The 21,044-nt window shown below is 70.2% G+C and carries 22 protein-coding genes and 1 pseudogene; 6 read left to right on the forward strand and 17 right to left on the reverse strand.

From position 1 onward, the window contains the following. Window positions 1-88: 88 nt before the first annotated feature. The 4 genes from ABD224_RS03225 to ABD224_RS03240 form a co-directional block, all read right to left on the reverse strand. Window positions 89-868 (reverse strand): SRPBCC family protein, encoded by a 780-nt coding sequence (locus tag ABD224_RS03225; protein WP_344046506.1) that lies wholly within the window; start codon window positions 866-868, stop codon window positions 89-91. Window positions 869-895: 27 nt separating this feature from the next. Continuing rightward, window positions 896-1,516, reverse strand: a complete 621-nt coding sequence (locus ABD224_RS03230; protein WP_344046508.1) for an ArsR/SmtB family transcription factor — start codon at window positions 1,514-1,516, stop codon at window positions 896-898. Between the two features lie 133 nt (window positions 1,517-1,649). Then, entirely contained in the window at window positions 1,650-2,186 is a 537-nt protein-coding gene (locus ABD224_RS03235) for a DUF3618 domain-containing protein (protein ID WP_344046510.1), read from the reverse strand. Beyond that, window positions 2,183-2,635 carry a phage holin family protein gene (locus tag ABD224_RS03240; protein ID WP_425580906.1) on the reverse strand — a complete coding sequence of 151 codons (453 nt, stop codon included), beginning with the start codon at window positions 2,633-2,635 and terminating at the stop codon, window positions 2,183-2,185. The genes ABD224_RS03235 and ABD224_RS03240 overlap by 4 nt, the downstream gene beginning before the upstream one ends. A gap of 391 nt (window positions 2,636-3,026) precedes the next feature. On the opposite strand from ABD224_RS03240, the pseudogene dapA reads away from it, so the two are divergent. After that, window positions 3,027-3,872 (forward strand): annotated as a pseudogene (dapA, locus tag ABD224_RS03245) (4-hydroxy-tetrahydrodipicolinate synthase); the annotation flags it as partial. Between the two features lie 120 nt (window positions 3,873-3,992). Here the strand turns inward: dapA and dapD are convergent. The 11 genes from dapD to ABD224_RS03300 all read right to left on the reverse strand — a co-directional run bounded on the left by dapD (window position 3,993) and on the right by ABD224_RS03300 (window position 12,780). Beyond that, window positions 3,993-4,982 carry a 2,3,4,5-tetrahydropyridine-2,6-dicarboxylate N-succinyltransferase gene (gene dapD, locus ABD224_RS03250; protein WP_344046512.1) on the reverse strand — a complete coding sequence of 330 codons (990 nt, stop codon included), beginning with the start codon at window positions 4,980-4,982 and terminating at the stop codon, window positions 3,993-3,995. Between the two features lie 170 nt (window positions 4,983-5,152). Next, window positions 5,153-5,704, reverse strand: coding sequence for a TetR/AcrR family transcriptional regulator (locus ABD224_RS03255; protein ID WP_344046514.1), 552 nt, complete (start codon window positions 5,702-5,704; stop codon window positions 5,153-5,155). Further along, a complete protein-coding gene (locus tag ABD224_RS03260) occupies window positions 5,704-6,024 on the reverse strand; it encodes a DMT family transporter (protein ID WP_344046516.1) in 321 nt (106 codons plus the stop codon). Before ABD224_RS03260 ends, ABD224_RS03255 begins: the two co-directional genes overlap by 1 nt. A 121-nt stretch (window positions 6,025-6,145) precedes the next feature. Continuing rightward, window positions 6,146-6,478 carry a metal-sulfur cluster assembly factor gene (locus ABD224_RS03265; RefSeq protein WP_067390502.1) on the reverse strand — a complete coding sequence of 111 codons (333 nt, stop codon included), beginning with the start codon at window positions 6,476-6,478 and terminating at the stop codon, window positions 6,146-6,148. Beyond that, entirely contained in the window at window positions 6,475-6,942 is a 468-nt protein-coding gene (gene sufU, locus ABD224_RS03270) for a Fe-S cluster assembly sulfur transfer protein SufU (RefSeq protein ID WP_344046521.1), read from the reverse strand. Before sufU ends, ABD224_RS03265 begins: the two co-directional genes overlap by 4 nt. Before the next feature lie 11 nt (window positions 6,943-6,953). Continuing rightward, a complete protein-coding gene (locus ABD224_RS03275; RefSeq protein WP_344046523.1) occupies window positions 6,954-8,210 on the reverse strand; it encodes a cysteine desulfurase in 1,257 nt (418 codons plus the stop codon). Further along, on the reverse strand, window positions 8,207-8,971 hold the full coding sequence (gene sufC / locus ABD224_RS03280; RefSeq protein ID WP_344046525.1) for a Fe-S cluster assembly ATPase SufC: 765 nt from the start codon (window positions 8,969-8,971) through the stop codon (window positions 8,207-8,209). Before sufC ends, ABD224_RS03275 begins: the two co-directional genes overlap by 4 nt. A gap of 7 nt (window positions 8,972-8,978) precedes the next feature. Continuing rightward, window positions 8,979-9,302 (reverse strand): non-heme iron oxygenase ferredoxin subunit, encoded by a 324-nt coding sequence (locus tag ABD224_RS03285; RefSeq protein WP_344046527.1) that lies wholly within the window; start codon window positions 9,300-9,302, stop codon window positions 8,979-8,981. Further along, window positions 9,299-10,519 carry a Fe-S cluster assembly protein SufD gene (sufD, locus tag ABD224_RS03290; protein ID WP_344046529.1) on the reverse strand — a complete coding sequence of 407 codons (1,221 nt, stop codon included), beginning with the start codon at window positions 10,517-10,519 and terminating at the stop codon, window positions 9,299-9,301. Before sufD ends, ABD224_RS03285 begins: the two co-directional genes overlap by 4 nt. 84 nt (window positions 10,520-10,603) lie before the next feature. Next, window positions 10,604-12,025, reverse strand: a complete 1,422-nt coding sequence (sufB, locus tag ABD224_RS03295; RefSeq protein WP_344046531.1) for a Fe-S cluster assembly protein SufB — start codon at window positions 12,023-12,025, stop codon at window positions 10,604-10,606. Beyond that, a complete protein-coding gene (locus tag ABD224_RS03300; RefSeq protein ID WP_344046533.1) occupies window positions 12,022-12,780 on the reverse strand; it encodes a helix-turn-helix transcriptional regulator in 759 nt (252 codons plus the stop codon). Before ABD224_RS03300 ends, sufB begins: the two co-directional genes overlap by 4 nt. Window positions 12,781-13,061: 281 nt before the next feature. Here ABD224_RS03300 and ABD224_RS03305 point away from each other — a divergent pair, with 281 nt between their 5' ends. The 3 genes from ABD224_RS03305 (at window position 13,062) to ABD224_RS03315 (ending at window position 15,835) form a co-directional block, all read left to right on the forward strand. Continuing rightward, window positions 13,062-13,985 (forward strand): ABC transporter ATP-binding protein, encoded by a 924-nt coding sequence (locus ABD224_RS03305; RefSeq protein ID WP_344046535.1) that lies wholly within the window; start codon window positions 13,062-13,064, stop codon window positions 13,983-13,985. Continuing rightward, entirely contained in the window at window positions 13,982-14,761 is a 780-nt protein-coding gene (locus ABD224_RS03310) for an ABC transporter permease (protein ID WP_344046537.1), read from the forward strand. Before ABD224_RS03305 ends, ABD224_RS03310 begins: the two co-directional genes overlap by 4 nt. Before the next feature lie 66 nt (window positions 14,762-14,827). After that, window positions 14,828-15,835 (forward strand): COX15/CtaA family protein, encoded by a 1,008-nt coding sequence (locus tag ABD224_RS03315; protein WP_344046727.1) that lies wholly within the window; start codon window positions 14,828-14,830, stop codon window positions 15,833-15,835. Window positions 15,836-16,041: 206 nt separating this feature from the next. Here ABD224_RS03315 and ABD224_RS03320 read toward each other — a convergent pair whose 3' ends face one another. Beyond that, on the reverse strand, window positions 16,042-16,374 hold the full coding sequence (locus ABD224_RS03320) for a hypothetical protein (RefSeq protein ID WP_344046539.1): 333 nt from the start codon (window positions 16,372-16,374) through the stop codon (window positions 16,042-16,044). Between the two features lie 109 nt (window positions 16,375-16,483). Continuing rightward, the gene (locus ABD224_RS03325; protein WP_344046729.1) at window positions 16,484-17,437 is read right to left on the reverse strand and encodes a heme o synthase; all 954 of its coding nucleotides are present in this window, start codon (window positions 17,435-17,437) and stop codon (window positions 16,484-16,486) included. Between the two features lie 361 nt (window positions 17,438-17,798). Here ABD224_RS03325 and tkt point away from each other — a divergent pair, with 361 nt between their 5' ends. Together tkt and tal are read left to right on the forward strand one after the other, a co-directional pair. Beyond that, window positions 17,799-19,886: a transketolase gene (tkt, locus tag ABD224_RS03330; protein ID WP_344046541.1), complete on the forward strand. Its 2,088-nt coding sequence runs from the start codon at window positions 17,799-17,801 to the stop codon at window positions 19,884-19,886. A gap of 34 nt (window positions 19,887-19,920) precedes the next feature. Beyond that, entirely contained in the window at window positions 19,921-21,039 is a 1,119-nt protein-coding gene (tal, locus tag ABD224_RS03335; RefSeq protein WP_344046543.1) for a transaldolase, read from the forward strand. Window positions 21,040-21,044 lie beyond the last annotated feature (5 nt).

A 21,044-nucleotide genomic window follows, 5' to 3' on the forward strand; every position in this document is an offset into this window, starting at 1 on the left:
GGCCGGCCCCGGGATTCCTCACCGGGGGCCGGTACGCCCGTGCCCTCGGGGCGTGTCCTCGGAAGGCGTGTCCTCAGAAGGCGTGTCCTCAGGACGGGCAGAACACTCCGTTCAGCCAGTCCTGCCAGGCGGTCTCGGTCTCCTTGGCGTCCGCGTCCGGTGCGAAGTCGTGGACGCTGATGCCGACCGGGGCGCCCCAGTGGTTGCGGCCGAAGAAGCGGATGAGGGCGTCGTCGGTGCGCAGCCCGATGAAGTACGGGTCGCGGTAGTCGAGCACGGCCTCGAACTCCCTCGGGCCCCGGACGGTCACCCGCGCGCCCACGGCCGTCTCCCCGGTGAGCCCGAGGGCCCGTCCGACGGCGGCGAAGGCGTCGGAGGCGGTGGACTCCTCGGGGCCGTTCAGCGTGGTGAAGGCCACCGGGCGGGGCGCGAAGTGCGCCAGATACTCGCGCAGGGTGTGCAGGTAGAAGTCGGTGTGCCTGTTCGCGCCGTCGTACTGGTTGTCCCAGTTGTCGGTGAAGATCCCGCTGTGCACATAGCGCACCCAGGCACGGCGGCCGCCGTCGCGCGGTTCGATGGTGTAGTCGAGCTGGTTGAGCGGCTGGGCCGGCCGACCGGTGTTCTCGTTGCGGTTGGTGTAGCGGTGCGGCGGGTCCCAGGCGGTGACCGTGGATCCGAAGGGGCCCGCGCCGCCCACCCGGGGCTCGGGCGGGGGCGCCGGCCACAGATAGCCTCCGGTGCCGGTCGTGATCGCCGCCCACACCTCCTCGGGCGTGGCACCGACCTCGAACTCGCGGACGATCTCGAATTCCCTCCCCGACTCCTTCTCGGCTTCCTTCGCTGTTGTCTGCACGGTTTCCTCAGCCATGGCGGGCTCCTGCCGGGTGTGGATGGTTCAGGGTGCGTCGAGCTGCGGGGCGGTCGCCCCGTCCGGGTCCTTGACCGTGGGGTGGACGGCCACCACGATCCGGTGGTCCCGGCCGCCCTCGGCACCGGGTGCGTCGTACTTGCGGATCAGCGCGCTGACGCCGGCCGTGAGCTCCTGGATGAACGCGGCCCGGTCGGCGGCCGAGGCGAAACGGACCTCGCCGTCCAGCGCGTAGGTCGCCAGCCGCTTGCGCGCCTTGGCCGCGCCGGTGATCAGCGAGCCGACGTCGCGCACCAGCCGGGCGCCGAGGGCGAGCAGCCAGCGTGCGGAGAGCTGGTCGCGGAAGCGGTCCGGGTCCGGCTGCACGGAGGCCAGGGCGAGCGGCGAGATCACGTACGACGCGGCGGTCGCGCGCATCAGCCGCTCGGTGACATTGCCCTTGCGCCGCTCACCGGCCAGTTCGACCAGACCGTGCCGCTCCAGCGCCTTGAGGTGGTAGTTCACCTTCTGCCGGGGCAGGCCGACCTTGCCGGCCAGCATGGCCGCCGACGCGGGGCCGGCCGCCAGCTCGGCGAGCAGCCGGGCCCGCACGGGGTCCAGGGAGACAGCCGCTGCCTCGGGGTCCTCGATCACGGTGACGTCGAGCATGGCTCCACCATCTCACCGAAAACTTTTTTTGTCCAGACCGTTTTGCTTTTCGGTTCAGGGTCCGGACGCCGAAGGCCGCCCCCACCTCTCGCGGTGGGGGCGGCCTTCGGCCGATGCCGCCGGATGCGCGGCCTCAGCAGTCCCGGCTGCGCCGGAACAGGAGCCCGGCCGCCACCAGCGCCGCACCCGCCGCCAGCGCGATCATCAGCGGGCGCGGATGGCTGCGGCACGCCTGGACGACGCTGTTCACCCTGCTCACGGGGGCGCTGTGCCCGGCCCGGCTCGCCGTGTCCTGGACCGTGTGCCCGGCCCGCGACGCCCTCTCCTGCGCCTGGTGACCGGCATGGCTCACCCTCTCCTGCGCCTGGTGACCGGCGTGGCTCACCCTCTCCTGCACCTGGTGACCGGCATGGCTCACCTTCTCCTGGACCCGGTGCCCGGCCTGCACGGCGGTGCTGCGCAGCTGGACCGTCATCGCGCCGGCCTTGTCCCTCAAGTCGGCCGCACGGGCCTTGGCGCGGCCCTTCACATCGGCCTTCGCGGCCAGCTCCTCGACGGTGTCGCCGAGCCGGCTCCTGGTCTCCTCGATCTGCTGCCGCAGCTCGTCGGGGCCTTTCGCGCCGGCGGCCGGGGCCGTCCCGCCGTCCGTCCCCTGTGTCCTGTCCGTCATCGGTGGTGCGCCCTTTCCTTGATCTCCTCGACATCCGCCTTGACGCTGCCGAGCGTCACCTCGGGCCTGGGGGGTGCGGCGTGGCGCAGCTGGGCGCGCCCGGCCAGGGCCAGCACGCCCGCGATCGCGAACAGCACGACTGTCACGACGAGCGCCGCGGCCCATACGGGCAGCGCCAGCGAGAGGGCCGCGACGCCCGTGCCGGCCAGCGCGATCAGCCCGACGTAGCCGATGGCTCCCGCCGCGCCCAGCAGCCCGCCGCCGCGCCCCATACGGCGCCCCTTCTGGGTCAGCTCCACCTTGGCAAGGGCCATCTCCTGCCGGACGAGCTGAGAAAGCTGTTCGGTGGCCTGGTGAACGAGTTCGCCCACCGGGCGCTCGCCCGCAGGGTGGCCGCGCACCGTGCGGCGCCGGTCGCTCGCGGGCCTCGCATCGATCGTCCCGGTCACGGTGTCCCGCCTCCTCTCGGTACGGAACACCCGGGTACCCCTCTGCCGGTGCCGTTATCCCCTGCCCGCGCCGCCGGGTCCGCGCTCGCCGGGGCGGGCCGGCCGAACCCGGAACCCGTCGGGTCCCGCCCGCAACAGGGCGGCCTCCGCGACGAGTTCGGGCGCGGGGCCCGGCGCGGCACCCCTCACCGCAGGAAAGAAACGCTTACCATTCATCGGTAGAAGAATTAAGTGGAGCTGTACGGTACGGGCCGCCGAGACTGCCCCCGTGACAACCGCAGCGACCACTTCCGGCTCCTCCCCCGCTCTCCCTGCTCCCTCTTCCGCTTCCTCCTCCGGCCCGTCTTCCGGCCCTTCCTCCGCCCCGCCCTTCGGCCGCCTCCTGTGCGCCATGATCACGCCCTTCACCGCGTCGGGCGCCCTCGACCTGGACGGTGCCCAGCGGCTCGCCGAACGGCTGGTCGCCGAGGGATGCGACGGGCTGGTGCTCAACGGCACGACCGGCGAATCGCCGACCACGACGGACGCCGAGAAGGCGGCGCTGGTGCGGGCCGTGCGGGAGGCGGTCGGGGAGCGGGCCTCGATCGTCGCGGGCGTGGGCACCGCCGACACCCGGCACACCGTGGAACTGGCGCTGGAGGCGGAGAAGGCGGGCGCGGACGGGGTGCTGGTGGTGACGCCGTACTACAGCAGACCGCCGCAGGACGCCGTGAAGGAGCACTTCCGCACGGTCGCGGACGCCTGCGGGCTGCCGGTGATGCTGTACGACATCCCCGGCCGCACCGGCACCCGCATCGAGCCGGAGACGATGCTGCGGCTGGCCGGCCATCCCCGGATCGTGGCGGTCAAGGACTGCTCCTACGACTTCCTCGGCACCCAGAGGGTCCTGGCCCGTACCGAGTTGGCGTACTACGCGGGCTGCGACGAGCACATCCTCGCCCTGTACGCGGTGGGCGGCGCGGGCTGTGTGAGCACGGTCGCGAACCTCGTCCCGCGCCGGCTCCGCTCCCTCCTGGACGCGTTCGACGCCGGTGACACGGCACGGGCCGCTCGTCTGCAGCAGCGGGCGACCGACCTCATCGCACGGACGATGTCCGCCGGTCTGCCCGGCACGGTCACCGTGAAGGGCCTGCTGAACGCCCTGGGCCTGCCCGCGGGCCCGGTCCGCGCACCCCTGCGGCCCGCGTCCGCGGAGACGGTGGCGGCTCTGCGGGCGGCCTATGAACGGCTGGTGGCGGAGCCGTCCTTGCAGCGGCGGCGGACAGGACGCGGCGGGGCGCCCTCTTCAGGGCGCCCCGCCTTGTCTCTTCGTCCTGTTCCGTTCTTCCGCTCTGTTCCTCTGTCCTGTTCCGCCCTGTCAGTTGTGGCTGTGCAGGATCTCGTTCAGGCCGCCCCAGACCGCGTTGTTGGGAAGGGCCTCGACCGTGCCGGTGACCGAGTTGCGGCGGAAGAGGATGTTGGAGGCGCCGGAGAGCTCGCGGGCCTTGACGACCTGGCCGTCGGGCATGGTCACACGGGTGCCCGCGGTGAGGTAGAGGCCGGCCTCGACCACGCACTCGTCGCCGAGCGCGATGCCCACGCCCGCCTCGGCACCGACCAGGCAGCGCTCACCGATGGAGATGATCACATTGCCGCCGCCGGAGAGCGTGCCCATGGTGGAGGCGCCGCCGCCGATGTCCGAGCCGTCGCCGACCACGACACCGGCGGAGATACGGCCCTCGATCATGGAGGTGCCCAGGGTGCCGGCGTTGAAGTTGACGAAGCCCTCGTGCATCACGGTGGTGCCCTCGGCGAGGTGCGCGCCGAGGCGGACACGGTCGGCGTCGGCGATGCGCACGCCCTTGGGGACGACGTAGTCCGTCATGCGCGGGAACTTGTCGATCGAGGTCACCTGCAGGTGCAGGCCCTCGGCGCGGGCGTTGAGCCGCACCTTCTCGATGTCGTCCACGGGGACCGGGCCGAGCGAGGTCCAGGCGACATTGGCGAGGAGGCCGAAGATGCCGTCCAGGTTCAGTCCGTGCGGCTTGACCAGCCGGTGGGAGAGCAGGTGCAGACGCAGGTAGACGTCGTGCGCGTCGATCGGCTTCTCGTCGAGCGAGGCGATGACCGTACGGACCGCCACCACCTCGACACCCCGGCGGGCGTCCGGCCCGATCGCCGCGGTCGCGCCGGCGCCGAGCAGTTCCGCGGCCCGCTCGGGGGACAGCCGCTCGGTCCCGGCCGGACCGGGCTCGGCCGTCAGCTCGGGTGCGGGGAACCAGGTGTCGAGAACGGTGCCGTCGGAAGCGATCGTGGCAAGACCGGCGGCCACGGCGCCGGTGGAGCGGGAAGCAGTCGTGTCGGTCATGAGGGCAACCTAACGCGAGGAAGCCGGGCCGGGCGAACCGGTGGGCGGGTGTCTCAGGTGCCGGTCCGCGGCGGTGCGCGAGGGCCGGCCGGGACACCTGGGCCAGGTCCTCGCGCACCGCCGCACCGGCGGTTGCGCACCACCGCACCGGCCGGCCGTACACCACCGCCTCAGGCGTCCGTGGACCGCGGGATCACACGCCGCAGGATCTCGCGGGCCCAGGTCTCGTCGTACGGTGTGCCGGTCAGGAGCACCTGCAGACAGATGCCGTCCATCAGTGCCACCAGCGCACGGGCCGTCACCGGGTCGGTGCGGCGGGAGAGCAGGGACGCCAGCTCCTCGGCCCACTCGGCGGCCACGGGACGCAGTGCGGGGCGGCGCAGGGCGGCGAGGTACAGCTCGTACTCCAGCTCGACACCGGTGCGGTCGCCGGACAGCCACTCCCCCATCCAGCCGGCGAGTTCCTCCGCGAGGTCGGTGCGCGGGTCGTCCAGGCCGCCGCATGCCGCGATCATCGTGGCGAAGCCCTCGTTGAGCTGCCTGAGCGCCGCGACCATCAGCTCGTCCAGCGTGCTGAAGTGGTACGTCGTGGAGCCCAGCGGCACATCCGCCTCCGCGGCCACGCTGCGGTGGCTCAGCCCGGCCAGGCCCTTGGTGCCCACGACACGGATCGCCGCGTCGATGATCCGCTGCCGCCGCTCGGGGTCGTAGCGCCGGGCCATCAGTGGGCTCCGCCCAGGTTCAGGACCACCACCCCGCCGATGATCAGCAGGATCCCGGTGACCTTGGCGAGGTTCAGGCCCTCCCCGAACAGCACCAGCCCGAGTGCGGCGACGGCCGCGGTGCCGACGCCGGACCAGATCGCGTAGGCCGTGCCGATGGCCACCGTCCGCAGGGTCTGGGCGAGCAGCCAGAAGGAGAGCACATAGCCGAGAAGTGTCACCACCGAGGGTCCGAGTCTGCTGAAACCGTCGCTGTACTTCATGGCGGTCGTGGCCGCGACTTCGGCGGCGATGGCCCCGGCGAGCATCAGATATCCCATGCGACGAGCGTATCCGCCGTTGTGTACGGGCGTACATATCGGCGGTGCCCACCGCACACGGCAAGCGGCGAGGCCCGAGGGGACCTCGCCGCTTGCCGTGTGCGTGCGCGTCTGTTGGATCTCAGACGTTGAAGCCCAGCGCCCGCAGCTGCTCACGTCCTTCGTCCGTGATCTTGTCCGGGCCCCACGGCGGCATCCAGACCCAGTTGATGCGCAGCTCGCTGACGAGGCCGTCCGTGGCGGACTTGGCCTGGTCCTCGATGACGTCCGTCAGCGGGCAGGCCGCCGACGTCAGGGTCATGTCGACGGTCGCGACGTTCGACTCGTCGACGTGGATGCCGTAGACCAGCCCCAGGTTGACGACGTCGATGCCCAGTTCGGGGTCGACGACGTCCATCAGGGCCTCCCGGACCTCCTCCTCCGAGGCGGGCTTCGTCTCCACGGTCTCGCTCATGCCGTCTTCCTTTCGGCGTCGGCGCCGTCCAGCGCCTGGGCCGTCGCGTCCTTCCAGGCCATCCAGCTCAGCAGGGCGCACTTGACCCGGGCCGGATACTTGGACACCCCGGCGAACGCCACCGCGTCCTGCAGGATGTCCTCCATCGCGTCGTCGGGTTCGACCCTGCCCTTGGACTGCATCAGCTCCAGGAAGGTCTCCTGGATCTTCAGCGCTTCGGCCAGCTCCTTGCCGACGAGGAGTTCGTTCAGTACGGAGGCCGAGGCCTGGCTGATGGAACAGCCCTGTCCCTCGTACGAGACGTCCTGGATCGTGGTGCCGTCGTACTTCACGCGAAGCGTGATCTCGTCCCCGCACGTCGGGTTCACATGGTGCACTTCGGCGTCGCCGTCCCGCAGACCACGTCCGTGCGGGTTCTTGTAGTGGTCCAGGATGACTTCCTGGTACATCGAGTCCAGCTTCACGCGTCAGCCCCTCATCCGAAGAAGTTCCGTACGTACTCCAGCCCCTCGACCAGCGCGTCGACCTCGGCCGGGGTGGAGTACAGATAGAAGGACGCTCGCGTGGTCGCGGGGATTCCGTACCGCAGGCAGACGGGCCGCGCGCAGTGATGGCCCACGCGTACCGCGATGCCCTGTTCGTCGAGGACCTGGCCCACGTCGTGCGGGTGGATGTCCCCGAGGGTGAAGGAGATGGCGGCCCCGCGGTCCTCGGCCGTGGTCGGGCCGATGATCCTGAGGTCGGGGATCTCCATCAGCCGCTTCACCGCGTACTCGGTGAGCGCGTGCTCATGGGCGAGGATCCTGTCCATCCCGATCGAGTTCAGGTAGTCGATCGCAGCCCCCAGTCCGACCGCCTGCGCGATCGGCGGGGTGCCCGCCTCGAACTTGTGCGGGGCGGGGGCGTACGTCGACGAGTGCATCGACACCGTCTCGATCATCTCGCCGCCGCCGAGGAACGGAGGCAGGTCCTCCAGGAGCTCCTGACGGCCCCAGAGCACACCGATGCCGGTCGGGCCGCACATCTTGTGGCCGGTGAAGGCCACGAAGTCGGCCTGGAGGGCCTGCACGTCCAGCGGCATGTGCGGAGCGGCCTGCGAGGCGTCGATGCAGACCAGGGCGCCGACCTCCTGCGCCCGGCGGACTATCGTCTCGACCGGGTTGACGGTGCCGAGGATGTTGGACACCAGCACGAAGGAGACGACCTTCGTCCTCTCCGTGATGATCTCGTCGATGTCCGACAGGTCCAGACGGCCGTCGTCGGTCAGGCCGAACCACTTCAGCTTCGCGCCCGTGCGCTGCGCCAGCAGCTGCCACGGCACGATGTTGGAGTGGTGCTCCATCTCCGTGATGACGATCTCGGTCTCGTGGTCCACACGGTAGGGCTCGTCGGCCCAGCCCAGCATGTTCGCCACGAGGTTGAGCGACTCCGAGGCATTCTTGGTGAAGATCACCTCGTCACGGCTGGGCGCGTTGATGAACGCGGCGACCTTGTCGCGCGCCCCCTCGTACAGCGCCGTGGCCTCCTCGGCGAGCACATGCACACCGCGGTGGACGTTGGCGTTGTGCTGTTCGTAGTACTCGGAGAGCACGTCGAGCACCTGGCGCGGCGTCTGCGAGGTCGCCGCGTTGTCCAGGTACACGAGCTTCCTGCCGTCGTGGACCGTCCGGTCCAGGATGGGGAAGTCCTTGCGGAGCGCCTCGGTGTCGAGGAGGCTCGGCAGCTGTGTCACGCTGATGCGCCGCCCTTCACATATGCCTCGTAGCCCTCGTTCTCCAGCTTGTCCGCGAGCTCGGCACCGCCGGACTCGACGATGCGGCCGTCGGCGAAGACATGGACGTGGTCCGGCTTGATGTAGCGCAGGATACGCGTGTAGTGGGTGATCAGCAGGGTGCCGACGTTGCCGGACTCACGCACCCGGTTGACGCCCTCGGAGACGACGCGCAGGGCGTCGACGTCCAGACCGGAGTCCGTCTCGTCGAGGATCGCGATCTTCGGCTTGAGCAGCTCCAGCTGAAGGATCTCGTGGCGCTTCTTCTCACCGCCGGAGAAGCCCTCGTTGACGTTGCGCTCGGCGAAGGAGGGGTCCATGTGGAGACGCTCCATGGCCTCCTTGACCTCCTTCACCCAGTGGCGCAGCTTGGGGGCCTCGCCGCGGATCGCGGTGGCGGAGGTGCGCAGGAAGTTGGAGACCGAGACGCCGGGGACCTCGACCGGGTACTGCATGGCCAGGAACAGGCCCGCACGCGCACGCTCGTCGACGGCCATCTCCAGGACGTTCTCGCCGTCCAGGGTGACCGTACCGCTCGAGACGGTGTACTTGGGGTGGCCGGCAAGGGCGTAGGCGAGGGTCGACTTGCCCGAGCCGTTGGGGCCCATGATGGCGTGCGTCTCGCCCTGCTTCACGGTGAGGTCGACGCCCTTGAGGATCTCCTTCGTGGCGTTGTCGGCCTCGACGGTGACGTGCAGGTCTCGGATTTCAAGCGTTGCCATGGGTGTCTCAGGACTCCTGGGTGAGGGAGACGAGAACGTCGTCCCCTTCGATCTTTACGGGGTACACGGGGACGGGACGCGTCGCGGGGAGCGTGTCGGGCTTGCCGGAGCGGAGGTCGAAGCGCGAGCCGTGCAGCCAGCACTCGATGTGGCAGTCGTCGACCTCGCCCTCGGAGAGCGAGACGTTCGCGTGCGAGCAGATGTCGTGGATGGCGAACACCTCCCCCTCGGTCTTCACGATCGAGACCGGGGTGCCGTCGAGCTCCACCCGCTTCGGGGTGTCCTCCTCCAGCTCGTCCAGTCCGCAGACACGTACGAAGGTGCCGCTCATGCGACCGCCGCCTCCAGCTCCTCATCGATCTTGGCGATCAGACGCTCCTCCAGGTCCGTGACGCCGATCTGCTGGACCAGCTCGGCGAAGAAGCCGCGGACCACCAGACGGCGGGCCTCCTTCTCCGGGATGCCGCGGGCCATCAGGTAGAAGAGCTGCTCGTCGTCGAAGCGGCCGGTGGCGGAGGCATGCCCGGCGCCGACGATCTCACCGGTCTCGATCTCCAGGTTCGGCACGGAGTCGACCCGGGCGCCGTCGGTGAGCACCAGGTTGCGGTTCATCTCGTAGGTGTCGGTGCCCTCGGCCGCGGCCTCGATCAGCACGTCGCCGATCCACACCGCGTGCGCGCCCTCGCCCTGGAGCGCGCCCTTGTACAGGACGTTGGACTTGCAGTGCGGGGTGTTGTGGTCGACGAAGAGACGGTGCTCCTGGTGCTGGCCGGCGTCGGTGAAGTACAGGCCGTACAGCTCGGCCTCGCCGCCGGTGCCGGCGTAGGTGACGCGCGGGTGCAGCCGCACGAGGTCGCCGCCGAAGGTGATCAGGAAGGACTTGAAGGTGGCGTCCCGGCCGATCAGCGCGTTGTGCTGGCCGGCGTGGACCGCCTTCTCGTCCCAGTCCTGGACGGAGACGACGGTCAGCTTGGCGCCGTCGCCCAGGATGTAGTCGACGTTGGCGGCGAGCACCGCGTCACCGGTGTGGTCGATGACGACGACGGCCTCGGCGAAGGCACCGAGTTCCACCACCTGGTGGCCGTAGGCGACCCCGCCCTCACCGTGCACCGTGATGCGGATCGGCTCGGTCAGGACGGTCTCCTTCGGGACGGTCACGACCGAGGCCTTCTCGAAGGAGGAGTAGGCCTGGGCGGCGACACGGTCCACCGGGGTTCCCGCCCTGCCGACCCGCGCGTCGTCGCGGCCGACGGTCTCCACGGTGACGCCCTCGGGGGCCTGGATGTCCACCTTCACGCCCTCGCCGGTGGCGACCGCGGTGCCGTCGTGCAGCCCGCGCAGCCGCTCCAGCGGTGTGAAGCGCCATTCCTCCTCACGGCCGTGCGGGACCGGGAAGTCCGCCACGTCGTAGGAGGGCGGCGCGCTCATGCGGGTGGCGACGGTCGACTCGGCGGCCACCGCGATCGCGCCGGTGGTCGCGGAGCCCACCGGTGGGGGGCCTCCCGCCCGAGCGGCGTCGGGGGCGGGAGAGTTCTGAGCCTCGGCCATGGCTGTCGTAATGCTCGCTTTCCGTTCGGGTAGGGGGCTTGACGGAGGCGGCGGGCCGGAGTCGCCTCCGGCCCGGGTCGGTGCTCAGCCGACCGCGCCCTCCATCTGCAGCTCGATCAGCCGGTTGAGCTCCAGCGCGTACTCCATGGGCAGTTCCTTGGCGATCGGCTCGACGAAGCCGCGCACGATCATCGCCATCGCCTCGTCCTCGCTCAGACCGCGGCTCATCAGGTAGAAGAGCTGGTCCTCGGAGACCTTGGAGACCGTGGCCTCGTGGCCCATGGACACGTCGTCCTCGCGGACGTCGACGTAGGGGTAGGTGTCCGACCGGGAGACGGTGTCGACGAGCAGCGCGTCGCACAGCACGTTCGACTTGGAGCCGGCCGCGCCCTCGGCGATCTCGACCAGACCGCGGTACGAGGTACGGCCGCCGCCGCGCGCCACGGACTTCGACACGATGTTGGACGAGGTGTTCGGCGCCATGTGGACCATCTTGGAACCGGCGTCCTGGTGCTGCCCCTCGCCCGCGAAGGCGATGGAGAGGGTCTCGCCCTTGGCGTGCTCGCCCATCAGGTAGACGGCCGGGTACTTCATCGTCACCTTGGAGCCGATGTTGCCGTCGATCCACTCCATGGTCGCGCCCTCGTAGGCCACGGCGCGCTTGGTGACCAGGTTGTAGACGTTGTTCGACCAGTTCTGGATGGTCGTGTACCGGCAGCGGGCGTTCTTCTTGACGATGATCTCGACGACCGCGCTGTGCAGGGAGTCGCTCTTGTAGATCGGGGCGGTGCAGCCCTCGACGTAGTGCACGTAGGCACCCTCGTCGACGATGATCAGGGTCCGCTCGAACTGGCCCATGTTCTCGGTGTTGATGCGGAAGTAGGCCTGGAGCGGGATCTCCACGTGGACGCCCGGCGGGACGTAGATGAAGGAGCCTCCGGACCACACGGCGGTGTTCAGAGAGGCGAACTTGTTGTCACCGACCGGGACGACGGTGCCGAAGTACTCCTTGAAGAGGTCCGGGTGCTCCTTCAGCGCGGTGTCGGTGTCGAGGAAGATGACGCCCTGCGCCTCCAGGTCCTCGCGGATCTGGTGGTAGACGACCTCCGACTCGTACTGGGCCGCGACACCGGCGACGAGGCGCTTCTTCTCGGCCTCGGGGATGCCCAGCTTGTCGTAGGTGTTCCTGATGTCCTCGGGCAGGTCCTCCCAGGACTGCGCCTGCTTCTCCGTGGAGCGCACGAAGTACTTGATGTTGTCGAAGTCGATCCCCGACAGGTCCGAGCCCCAGTTCGGCATGGGCTTCTTCTCGAAGAGCCGCAGGCCCTTCAGGCGCAGCTTGGTCATCCACTCCGGCTCGGACTTCTTCGCCGAGATGTCGCGGACGACCTCCTCGTTGAGACCGCGCCTGGCCGAGGCACCCGCCTCGTCGGGATCGGCCCAGCCGTATTCGTACGTGCCCAGGCCCTCGAGCTCGGGGTGGGCAGTCTCCGTGGGGAGAGTCATGCGGGGTTCCTCCCGGCGGTGCTTGCGGATGCGTTGGTGCTTCGGTCGTCGTTCTGGGACAGCTTGGGAATGAACGTCGTGCAGACGCCGTCGCCGTGCGCGATGGTCGCCAGCCGCTGGACGTGCGTCCCCAGCAGCTCGGCGAAGATCTCCGTCTCCGCCTCGCACAGCTGCGGGAACTGCTCCGCGACATGGACCACCGGGCAGTGGTGCTGGCAGAGCTGCTCACCCTTGTGCGGGAGGGGCGCGCTGCGTGCCGTAGCAGCGTACCCGTCCGCGCTCAGGGCCTTCGCCAGTGCTTCCGTCCGTTTGCCGGGACCGGCTGCCTCGATGGCCTTGCGGTAGGCGTGCGCCTGCGCGGCCACACGGGCCCGGGCGAAGGCGGCGACCGCCTGCCCGCCCTCCCGCTCGGCGATCCAGCGGAGCGCGTCCACGGCGAGCTTGTCGTAGGACTGTTCGAAGGCGTCCCGGCCGCAGTCGGTGAGCGCGAAGACCTTGGCGGGACGGCCGCGTGTCCGCGCACCGTAGACCCGCTGCTTGCGCGCTTCCACCACGTCGTCGGCGACCAGGGCGTCCAGGTGGCGCCGTACGGCCGCCTGGGTGAGCCCGAGCCGGCCGGCCAGCTCGGCGACGGTCGACGGGCCGTGGTCCAGGATGGACCGCGCGACCCGGTTACGCGTGGAGCGCTCCCCGGCCACGAACTCCTCCTGCGGGGCCCCGGCGGGGGACTCCCGAGACTCGCCGACTTTTTTCACAACGCCATTGTTGCGTAATTCCTGGAGGGGTGACAAGCGACGTCGGGCCGGACGGGCGTGCACTGCGTCACTTAGGGTTACCTAATCCGACCTGCGGAAACGATTCCTCGGACGGCGCCCGGGGAACGCCTCCGGCCCTGTTCACCGCACCCGTCGCACCGCCCTGGGCAGGGAGCGGGCACGGAGAGGGAGGGGAAGGGGAGGGAGGGGAGAAGGAGGGGAGAAGGACTTCGCGCACCCGCCCGCAGGGGACACACGGCGCGTCCCTAGACTCTGGGTCCATGCGAAGCGAGCCCGTGGTGCAGGTGCAGGCTCTGGTCAAGCGGTACGGCACGAAGACCGCGGTGGACGGCCTCGACCTGGTGGCCCAGGCGGGTGTGACCGCCATCCTCGGCCCCAATGGCGCGGGCAAGACGACGACGGTCGAGATCTGCGAGGGGTACCGGCGGCCGGACTCCGGCACGGTGCGCGTCCTGGGCCTCGACCCCGTCGGGCAGTCGGCCGAGCTGCGGCCCCGGATCGGCGTGATGCTGCAGTCCGGGGGGGTGTACTCGGGGGCGCGGGCGGACGAGATGCTGCGGCACATCGCCGCGCTGCACGCCCATCCGCTGGACGTGGACGCCCTCATCGAACGGCTCGGGCTCGGCAGCTGCGGACGGACCCCCTACCGCCGGCTGTCCGGCGGGCAGCAGCAGCGGCTGGCCCTGGCCATGGCCGTCGTCGGACGGCCGGAGCTGGTGTTCCTGGACGAGCCGACCGCGGGACTCGACCCGCAGGCCCGCCGGGCCACCTGGGACCTCGTGCGCGATCTGCGCGCGGACGGCGTGTCCGTGATCCTCACCACCCATTACATGGAGGAGGCCGAGCAGCTCGCCGACGACGTCGCCATCATCGACGCGGGCCGGGTCATCGCCCAGGGCTCCCCGGAGGAGCTGTGCCGCGGCGGCGCCGAGAACACCCTGCGCTTCACCGGCCGCCCCGGGCTCGACATGGGCTCGCTGCTCAAGGCGCTGCCCTCCGGCTGCACCGCCGCCGAGCCGGCCCCGGGCACCTACCGGGTCGTCGGCACGGTCGATCCGCAGCTGCTCGCGACCGTGACGTCCTGGTGCGCGCAGCACGGGGTGATGCCGGACCGGATCTCGGTCGAGCGGCACACCCTGGAGGACGTCTTCCTGGAACTGACCGGCAAGGAGCTGCGCTCATGACGCCCGCCACCGGTACGGGTACGTACGCCCCGAAGCCCGGAGCGGCCCCGCTGCCCCGGATGATCGCGGCGCAGGCGGCGCTGGAGACGAGAATGCTGCTGCGCAACGGCGAGCAGCTGCTGCTGACCGTCGTCATCCCCACGCTGCTGCTGGTGCTGTTCAGCTCCGTGGACATCGTGGACACCGGCGCGGACAAGGCCGTGGACTTCCTCGCCCCCGGCGTCCTCGCCCTGGCCGTGATGTCGACGGCGTTCACCGGACAGGCCATCGCGACCGGTTTCGAGCGGCGCTACGGCGTGCTCAAGCGGCTGGCCGCCTCGCCGCTGCCGCGCTGGGGGCTGATGACCGCCAAGACGGTGTCCGTGCTGGTCACCGAGGTCCTGCAGATCGTGCTGCTGACCGTGATCGCCTTCGCACTCGGCTGGTCCCCGCACGGCGGTCCGTTCGCCGTGCTTCTGCTGCTGGTCCTCGGTACGGCCGCCTTCTCCGGGCTGGGCCTGCTGATGGCGGGCACGCTGAAGGCCGAGGCAACCCTGGCCGCCGCCAATCTGGTCTTCCTGCTGCTGCTGGTCGGCGGCGGAGTGGTCGTACCGCTGGAGAAGTTCCCGGCCGGCGTGCAGGACGTGCTGGGCCTGCTGCCCATCTCGGCGCTGTCCGGCGGACTGCGGGACGTGCTCCAGCACGGGGCCGGGACGCCCTGGGGCGACCTGGGGATCCTCGCCGTATGGGCGGTGGCGGGCCTCGCCGCCGCCGGGAAGTTCTTCCGCTGGGAGTAGAGCCGGGAGCAGAGGGAGCAGGGCGTGACGGACCCTCGTGAAAGCGTGCACAAGCGGCGGCCTACGATGGACGGCGTGTCGAACCTGACCCGCGCCGGCGCCGTGTCCGTCGCGCGCAACCCGCTCGCCTTCATCGCCGCACGCTGGACCCCGCGGCCGAGAACCGTCCAGCGGGCGGCCCTCGCCTCGCTCGTCGTGCAGGTCGTCATCGTCGTCACCGGTGGCGCCGTCCGTCTGACCGGCTCGGGCCTCGGCTGCCCGACCTGGCCCAAGTGCACCGCGGACTCGCTGACCACCACCAGCGAGATGGGGCTGCACGGCGTGATCGAGTTCGGCAACCGGCTGCTGACGTACGTGGTGTGCGCGGCCGTCGGCTGGGCGATCGTCGCCGCGCGCTCCCACAAGCCGTGGCGGCGCAGTCTCACCCGGCTGGGCTGGGCGCAGTTCTGGGTGGTCATGGGCAACGCGGTGCTCGGCGGCATCGTCGTCCTCGTCGGCCTGAACCCGTACACCGTCGCCGGGCACTTCCTGCTCTCCTCGGCCCTGATCGCGCTCGCCACGGTGATGTGGCAGCGCGCCCGCGAGGGCGACGCGGCACCGCGCCCGCTGGTCGGCAGGCCGATCCAGCAGCTGGTGTGGTTCCTCGTCCTCGCGAGCGGACTGCTGCTCGTGGTGGGCACGGTGGTGACCGGCGCCGGGCCGCACGCGGGCGACTCCCGTGAGGTCCCCCGTATCCCGGTGGACTGGCAGACGGTCGCCCGGCTGCACGCCGTGCTGGCCTGGGTCGTGGTCACGCTGACGTTCGCCCTGTGGTTCTTCCTCAAGGCCGTCGACGCGCCGAGGGGCCCGCTGGCCCGGACCCGTGAGCTGTTCCTGATCCTGCTGGCCCAGGGCGTCCTGGGCTATGCCCAGACCTTCCTGAACCTGCCCGAGCTCCTGGTGGGCCTGCACATGCTGGGCTCGTGCCTGATGTGGATCTGGGTGCTGCTGGTCCTGCTGTCGCTGCGCGAACGCCCCGCGGAGGCGGCCGGCCTGCCGGGCCCGTCGGCCGAGCCCACTCTGACGAAGACCTGAGCGACGAGGACGAGGGACTACGAGGGACTACGAGGGACTACGAGGGACGAGGACCTGCCCAGGGTCCGAGGCCACGGCTCGGGGCCTGTCCGGCACGACCCCGCCGGACAGGCCCCGAGCCGTACGTGCTCGTGCGCGGTACCGCCCTGTGCGCGGTGCGCGGCCCCGCTGTACGTGCGGGGAGCCCTGGAGGCGGGGCGCCCGGTTCAGCGGTTCCTCGGGCCGCCGATCTGGAGGCCCGCCATACGGGTCCACTCGTACGGGCCCGTCCTCACCTTGGCCGCGAACTCGCCGTCGAACGTCTCGTGAACGGTGATCCCGGACTTCTCCACCGCCGCCTTCGCGATGGCGTAGGTGGGGGCCACGAGGTCGCCCCAGGTGCCGTCCTCGCCGACGAGGACGATGCGGGCGCCGCGCTGCCCGATGTACGCGACCTGGCCCTCGGCACCTCCGTGGGCCTTGGCGAAGGAGCCGATCCGCCGGGCGAGGCGGGTCGCCTTGCGCTCGGCCTGGGGGTCAACCTGCTGCGTGTCTGCCATGGACAGGATGCTACCGGCGAGTAGACCGAACGGCGACGGGCGGGGCGAGTGGCCTGGGCCACCCACCCCGCCCATCGCTCAAACCATCACTCGAAAGCGGTACGGGACGTCAGCGCAGGAACGGGTCCACCGCCACCGCCAGGAACAGCAGCGAGACATAGGTGATGGACCAGTGGAACAGCCGCATCTCCTTCAGCTTCGCGCCCGTCACCCCGGCCTTGGCCCGGTTCTGCAGGGCGTGCGCCTCCCACAGCCACCAGCCGCCCACCACGAGCGCCACCACCGTGTAGAACCAGCCGGTGTAGCCGAGCGGGGTCAGCAGCAGCGAGATCGCCACCATCGCCCAGCTGTAGATCACGATCTGCCGGGCGACCACCTTGTTGGAGGCGACGACCGGCAGCATCGGCACGCCCACGCGCGCGTAGTCCTCCCGGACCTTCATCGACAGCGGCCAGTAGTGCGGCGGCGTCCAGAAGAACATGACGAGGAAGAGAACGACCGGCGCCCAGGACATCGAATTGGTGACCGAGGACCAGCCGATCAGCACCGGCATGCAGCCGGCGATACCGCCCCACACGATGTTCTGCGACGTACGCCGTTTGAGGATCATCGTGTAGACGACGACGTAGAAGAGCAGCGCTCCGAGCGCCAGCCACGCCGACAGCCAGTTGACGGTGAGGCCGAACAGCAGCGTGGAGACGACCGCCAGGGTGATCCCGAAGGCGAGGCACTCGCGCGGGCTGACCATGCCGGTCACCAGGGGCCGCTGCGAGGTGCGGTCCATGAGCGCGTCGATGTCCCGGTCGATGTACATGTTCAGCGCATTGGCGCCGCCCGCGGACAGATAGCCGCCGATGCAGGTGAGCAGCACCAGCGTCAGGTCGGGCACACCCTGCTGTGCCAGGAACATCACCGGAACGGTGGTGATCAAGAGCAGTTCGATGATCCGCGGCTTGGTCAGCGCCACGAAGGCCTTGACCCGGGCCCCGAACGGCCGGTGGCTCGGGCTCCGGCTCGAAGCGAGCACGCCCGCTGGACGGGATTCGACGGCCGTCACGCACACCCCTGACAGAGACATCCCAGCGAGCCCTGCCCCGGAGGACCCACGGCAGGGGCTCGCGCGTACCACGCCACTGTAGACGCTGCCCAGATCCGGACATTCGCGGGGGTGGGATCGTGTGGGGACGGTCCGCCGAAAGGCTCGATTGAGCGATCGGGTGAACGGCTGCGTATTGAGTTGCCGAGTGCCGTTCCAGCCGGTCCGGAGGCGGATGGTGAACAGTCCCGGAAGTCTGCATCAACGCGAAAAAACGCACGTCCTCGCGAGGGTAGGCTCGGCAAAGGCCCGCCGACGCCCAGAATGCCGGCAGCCGGTGCACATGCCGTACCGGCACCCGACTTGTGGAGAGGAGCCCTGACCCAGGGTGAGTACCAAGCCGACCACCACAGACCTCGAGTGGACCGAGTTGGACCAGCGCGCGGTGGACACCGCGCGCCTCCTGGCCGCCGATGCCGTACAGAAGGTCGGCAACGGCCATCCCGGCACGGCGATGAGCCTGGCGCCCGCCGCCTACACCCTCTTCCAGAAGGTGATGCGCCACGATCCGTCCGACCCGCAGTGGGTGGGGCGCGACCGTTTCGTGCTGTCCGCCGGCCACTCCTCCCTCACGCTCTACACCCAGCTGTACCTGGCCGGCTTCGGCCTGGAGCTGGACGATCTGAAGTCCTTCCGGACGTGGGGCTCCAAGACGCCCGGCCACCCGGAGTACGGGCACACCCAGGGCGTGGAGACCACGACCGGCCCGCTCGGCCAGGGTGTCGCCAACGCGGTGGGCATGGCGATGGCCGCCCGCTACGAGCGCGGCCTGTTCGACCCGGAGGCACCGGCCGGCGCATCCCCGTTCGACCACTTCGTCTACTGCATCGCGGGGGACGGCTGCCTGCAGGAGGGCATCGCCGCGGAGGCGTCCTCGCTGGCCGGCCACCAGAAGCTCGGCAACCTGATCCTGCTGTGGGACGACAACCACATCTCGATCGAGGGCGACACCGAGACGGCCGTCTCGGAGGACACGGTCAAGCGGTACGAGGCCTACGGCTGGCATGTGCAGCGCGTGGAGCCGAAGGCGAACGGCGACCTCGACCCGCACGCCGTCTTCGAGGCGATCCAGCGGGCCAAGGCCGTCACCGACCGGCCGTCCTTCATCGCCATGCGCTCGATCATCGCCTGGCCGGCCCCGAACGCGCAGAACACCGAGGCCGCGCACGGCTCGGCGCTGGGCGAGGAGGAGGTCGCGGCCACCAAGCGGGTCCTCGGCTTCGACCCCGAGAAGCACTTCGACGTCTCCGACGAGGTGCTCAGCCACACCCGCAAGGCGGTGGAGCGCGGCCGGCGGGCCCGGGCGGAGTGGGAGAAGTCCTTCCAGGCCTGGCGCGAGGCCAACCCCGAGCGGGCCGCCGAGTACGACCGCATCGCCCGGGCGGAGCTGCCCTCCGGCTGGGACGAGAAGATCCCGGTGTTCGAGGCGGGCAAGAGCGTGGCCACGCGTGCGGCCTCCGGCAAGGTGCTCCAGGCCATGGGCGAGGTGATCCCGGAGCTGTGGGGCGGCTCGGCGGACCTGGCCGGCTCGAACAACACGACGATCGACAAGACGTCGTCGTTCCTGCCCGAGGGCAACCCGCTGCCGGAGGCGAACCCGTACGGGCGCACGATCCACTTCGGCATCCGCGAGCACGCGATGGCCGCGGTGATGAACGGCATCACGCTGCACGGCAACACCCGTGTCTACGGCGGCACCTTCCTGGTGTTCTCCGACTACATGCGCAACGCGGTGCGCCTGTCCGCGCTGATGCACCTTCCGGTGACGTATGTGTGGACGCACGACTCCATCGGTCTGGGCGAGGACGGTCCGACCCACCAGCCGGTCGAGCACCTGGCGAGCCTGCGGGCCATCCCGGGGCTGAACGTCGTCCGTCCGGCCGACGCCAACGAGACCGCGATCGCCTGGCGCGAGATCATGCGCCGCTGGACCAAGGAGTTCGGCAAGGGCACCCCGCACGGTCTGGCGCTCACCCGTCAGGGCGTGCCGACCTACGAGCCGAACGACGAGGCCGCGCGCGGCGGCTATGTGATGGCCGAGGCCGAGGGCGGCGACGCGCAGGTCATCCTGATCGCCACCGGTTCCGAGGTGCATGTGGCGGTCGAGGCGCGCAAGCAGCTGCAGGCCGAGGGCATCCCCACACGCGTGGTGTCCATGCCGTGCGTGGAGTGGTTCGAGGAGCAGGATCAGGGGTACCGGGACAGCGTGCTGCCGCCGGCCGTCCGGGCGCGTGTCGCCGTCGAGGCGGGTGTCGGACTCACCTGGCACAAGTACGTGGGGGACGCCGGCCGGATCGTCTCCCTGGAGCACTTCGGTGCGTCCGCCGACGCCAAGACGCTCTTCCGCGAGTACGGATTCACCCCCGAGAACGTGGTCGCGAAGGCCCGGGAATCTCTCGCCGCCGCCCAGCGCTGACGCTCACACACGACACGTAGGAGATGCATTTTCCATGACAGACGCACTCAAGCGCCTCTCCGACGAAGGCGTCGCGATCTGGCTGGACGACCTGTCGCGCAAGCGGATCACGTCCGGCAACCTCGCCGAGCTGATCGACCAGCAGCACGTCGTGGGCGTCACCACCAACCCGACGATCTTCCAGAAGGCGATCTCGCAGGGTGACGGGTACGAGCAGCAGCTCTCCGATCTGGCCTCCCGCGGGGTCACCGTCGACGAGGCCATCCGCATGATCACCACGGCGGACGTCCGGGACGCCGCCGACATCCTGCGCCCCGTCTTCGACGCCACCGACGGCCAGGACGGCCGGGTCTCCATCGAGGTCGACCCGCGTCTGGCCCACAACGCCAGGGCGACGGTCGCCGAGGCCCGCCAGCTGGCCTGGCTGGTCGACCGTCCCAACACCCTCATCAAGATCCCGGCCACCAAGGCGGGCCTGCCGGCGATCACCGAGACCATCGCGAGCGGCATCAGCGTCAATGTCACGCTGATCTTCTCCATCGAGCGCTACCGCGCGGTCATGGACGCCTACCTCAGCGGTCTGGAGAAGGCGCGCGCGAAGGGCCTGGACCTGTCGAAGATCCACTCGGTGGCGTCGTTCTTCGTCTCCCGCGTGGACACCGAGATCGACCGGCGTCTCGACGCGCTCGGCACCGACGAGGCCAAGGCACTGCGCGGCAAGGCGGGCGTGGCCAACGCGCGTCTGGCCTACCAGGCGTACGAGGAGGTCTTCGCCTCCGACCGGTGGAGCGCGCTGGAGCGGGAGGGCGCGAACCGGCAGCGTCCGCTGTGGGCGTCGACCGGGGTGAAGGACAAGGCGTACAGGGACACCCTGTACGTCGAGGAGCTGGTGGCGCCGAACACGGTGAACACCATGCCGGAGGCCACGCTGATGGCCACCGAGGAGCACGGCGAGATCCGCGGCGACACCGTCCGGGGCACCTACGGACAGGCCCGCGCCGACCTGGACGCCCTGGAGAAGCTCGGCATCTCCTACGACGAGGTGGTCCAGCTTCTGGAGGACGAGGGCGTCGAGAAGTTCGAGGCGTCCTGGAACGACCTGCTGAAGTCGACCGAGGCAGAGCTGGAGCGCCTCGCTCCCGCGAAGGGATGAGAGAT

This window comes from Streptomyces thermoalcalitolerans, from assembly GCF_039525155.1.
GTDB lineage: Bacteria > Actinomycetota > Actinomycetes > Streptomycetales > Streptomycetaceae > Streptomyces > Streptomyces thermovulgaris.

What these genes read in the sequence shown, in the direction of transcription:
- ABD224_RS03260 (WP_344046516.1), bottom strand. Translation starts at nt 6,024, where the DNA reads ATGGGATATCTGATGCTCGCCGGGGCCATCGCCGCCGAAGTCGCGGCC.
- ABD224_RS03265 (WP_067390502.1), bottom strand. Translation starts at nt 6,478, where the DNA reads ATGAGCGAGACCGTGGAGACGAAGCCCGCCTCGGAGGAGGAGGTCCGG.
- ABD224_RS03225 (WP_344046506.1), bottom strand. Translation starts at nt 868, where the DNA reads ATGGCTGAGGAAACCGTGCAGACAACAGCGAAGGAAGCCGAGAAGGAG.
- sufB (WP_344046531.1), bottom strand. Translation starts at nt 12,025, where the DNA reads ATGACTCTCCCCACGGAGACTGCCCACCCCGAGCTCGAGGGCCTGGGC.
- ABD224_RS03315 (WP_344046727.1), top strand. Translation starts at nt 14,828, where the DNA reads ATGGACGGCGTGTCGAACCTGACCCGCGCCGGCGCCGTGTCCGTCGCG.
- sufC (WP_344046525.1), bottom strand. Translation starts at nt 8,971, where the DNA reads ATGGCAACGCTTGAAATCCGAGACCTGCACGTCACCGTCGAGGCCGAC.
- dapD (WP_344046512.1), bottom strand. Translation starts at nt 4,982, where the DNA reads ATGACCGACACGACTGCTTCCCGCTCCACCGGCGCCGTGGCCGCCGGT.
- ABD224_RS03310 (WP_344046537.1), top strand. Translation starts at nt 13,982, where the DNA reads ATGACGCCCGCCACCGGTACGGGTACGTACGCCCCGAAGCCCGGAGCG.
- tal (WP_344046543.1), top strand. Translation starts at nt 19,921, where the DNA reads ATGACAGACGCACTCAAGCGCCTCTCCGACGAAGGCGTCGCGATCTGG.
- ABD224_RS03320 (WP_344046539.1), bottom strand. Translation starts at nt 16,374, where the DNA reads ATGGCAGACACGCAGCAGGTTGACCCCCAGGCCGAGCGCAAGGCGACC.
- sufD (WP_344046529.1), bottom strand. Translation starts at nt 10,519, where the DNA reads ATGGCCGAGGCTCAGAACTCTCCCGCCCCCGACGCCGCTCGGGCGGGA.
- ABD224_RS03235 (WP_344046510.1), bottom strand. Translation starts at nt 2,186, where the DNA reads ATGACGGACAGGACACAGGGGACGGACGGCGGGACGGCCCCGGCCGCC.
- ABD224_RS03305 (WP_344046535.1), top strand. Translation starts at nt 13,062, where the DNA reads ATGCGAAGCGAGCCCGTGGTGCAGGTGCAGGCTCTGGTCAAGCGGTAC.
- ABD224_RS03255 (WP_344046514.1), bottom strand. Translation starts at nt 5,704, where the DNA reads ATGGCCCGGCGCTACGACCCCGAGCGGCGGCAGCGGATCATCGACGCG.
- ABD224_RS03285 (WP_344046527.1), bottom strand. Translation starts at nt 9,302, where the DNA reads ATGAGCGGCACCTTCGTACGTGTCTGCGGACTGGACGAGCTGGAGGAG.
- ABD224_RS03230 (WP_344046508.1), bottom strand. Translation starts at nt 1,516, where the DNA reads ATGCTCGACGTCACCGTGATCGAGGACCCCGAGGCAGCGGCTGTCTCC.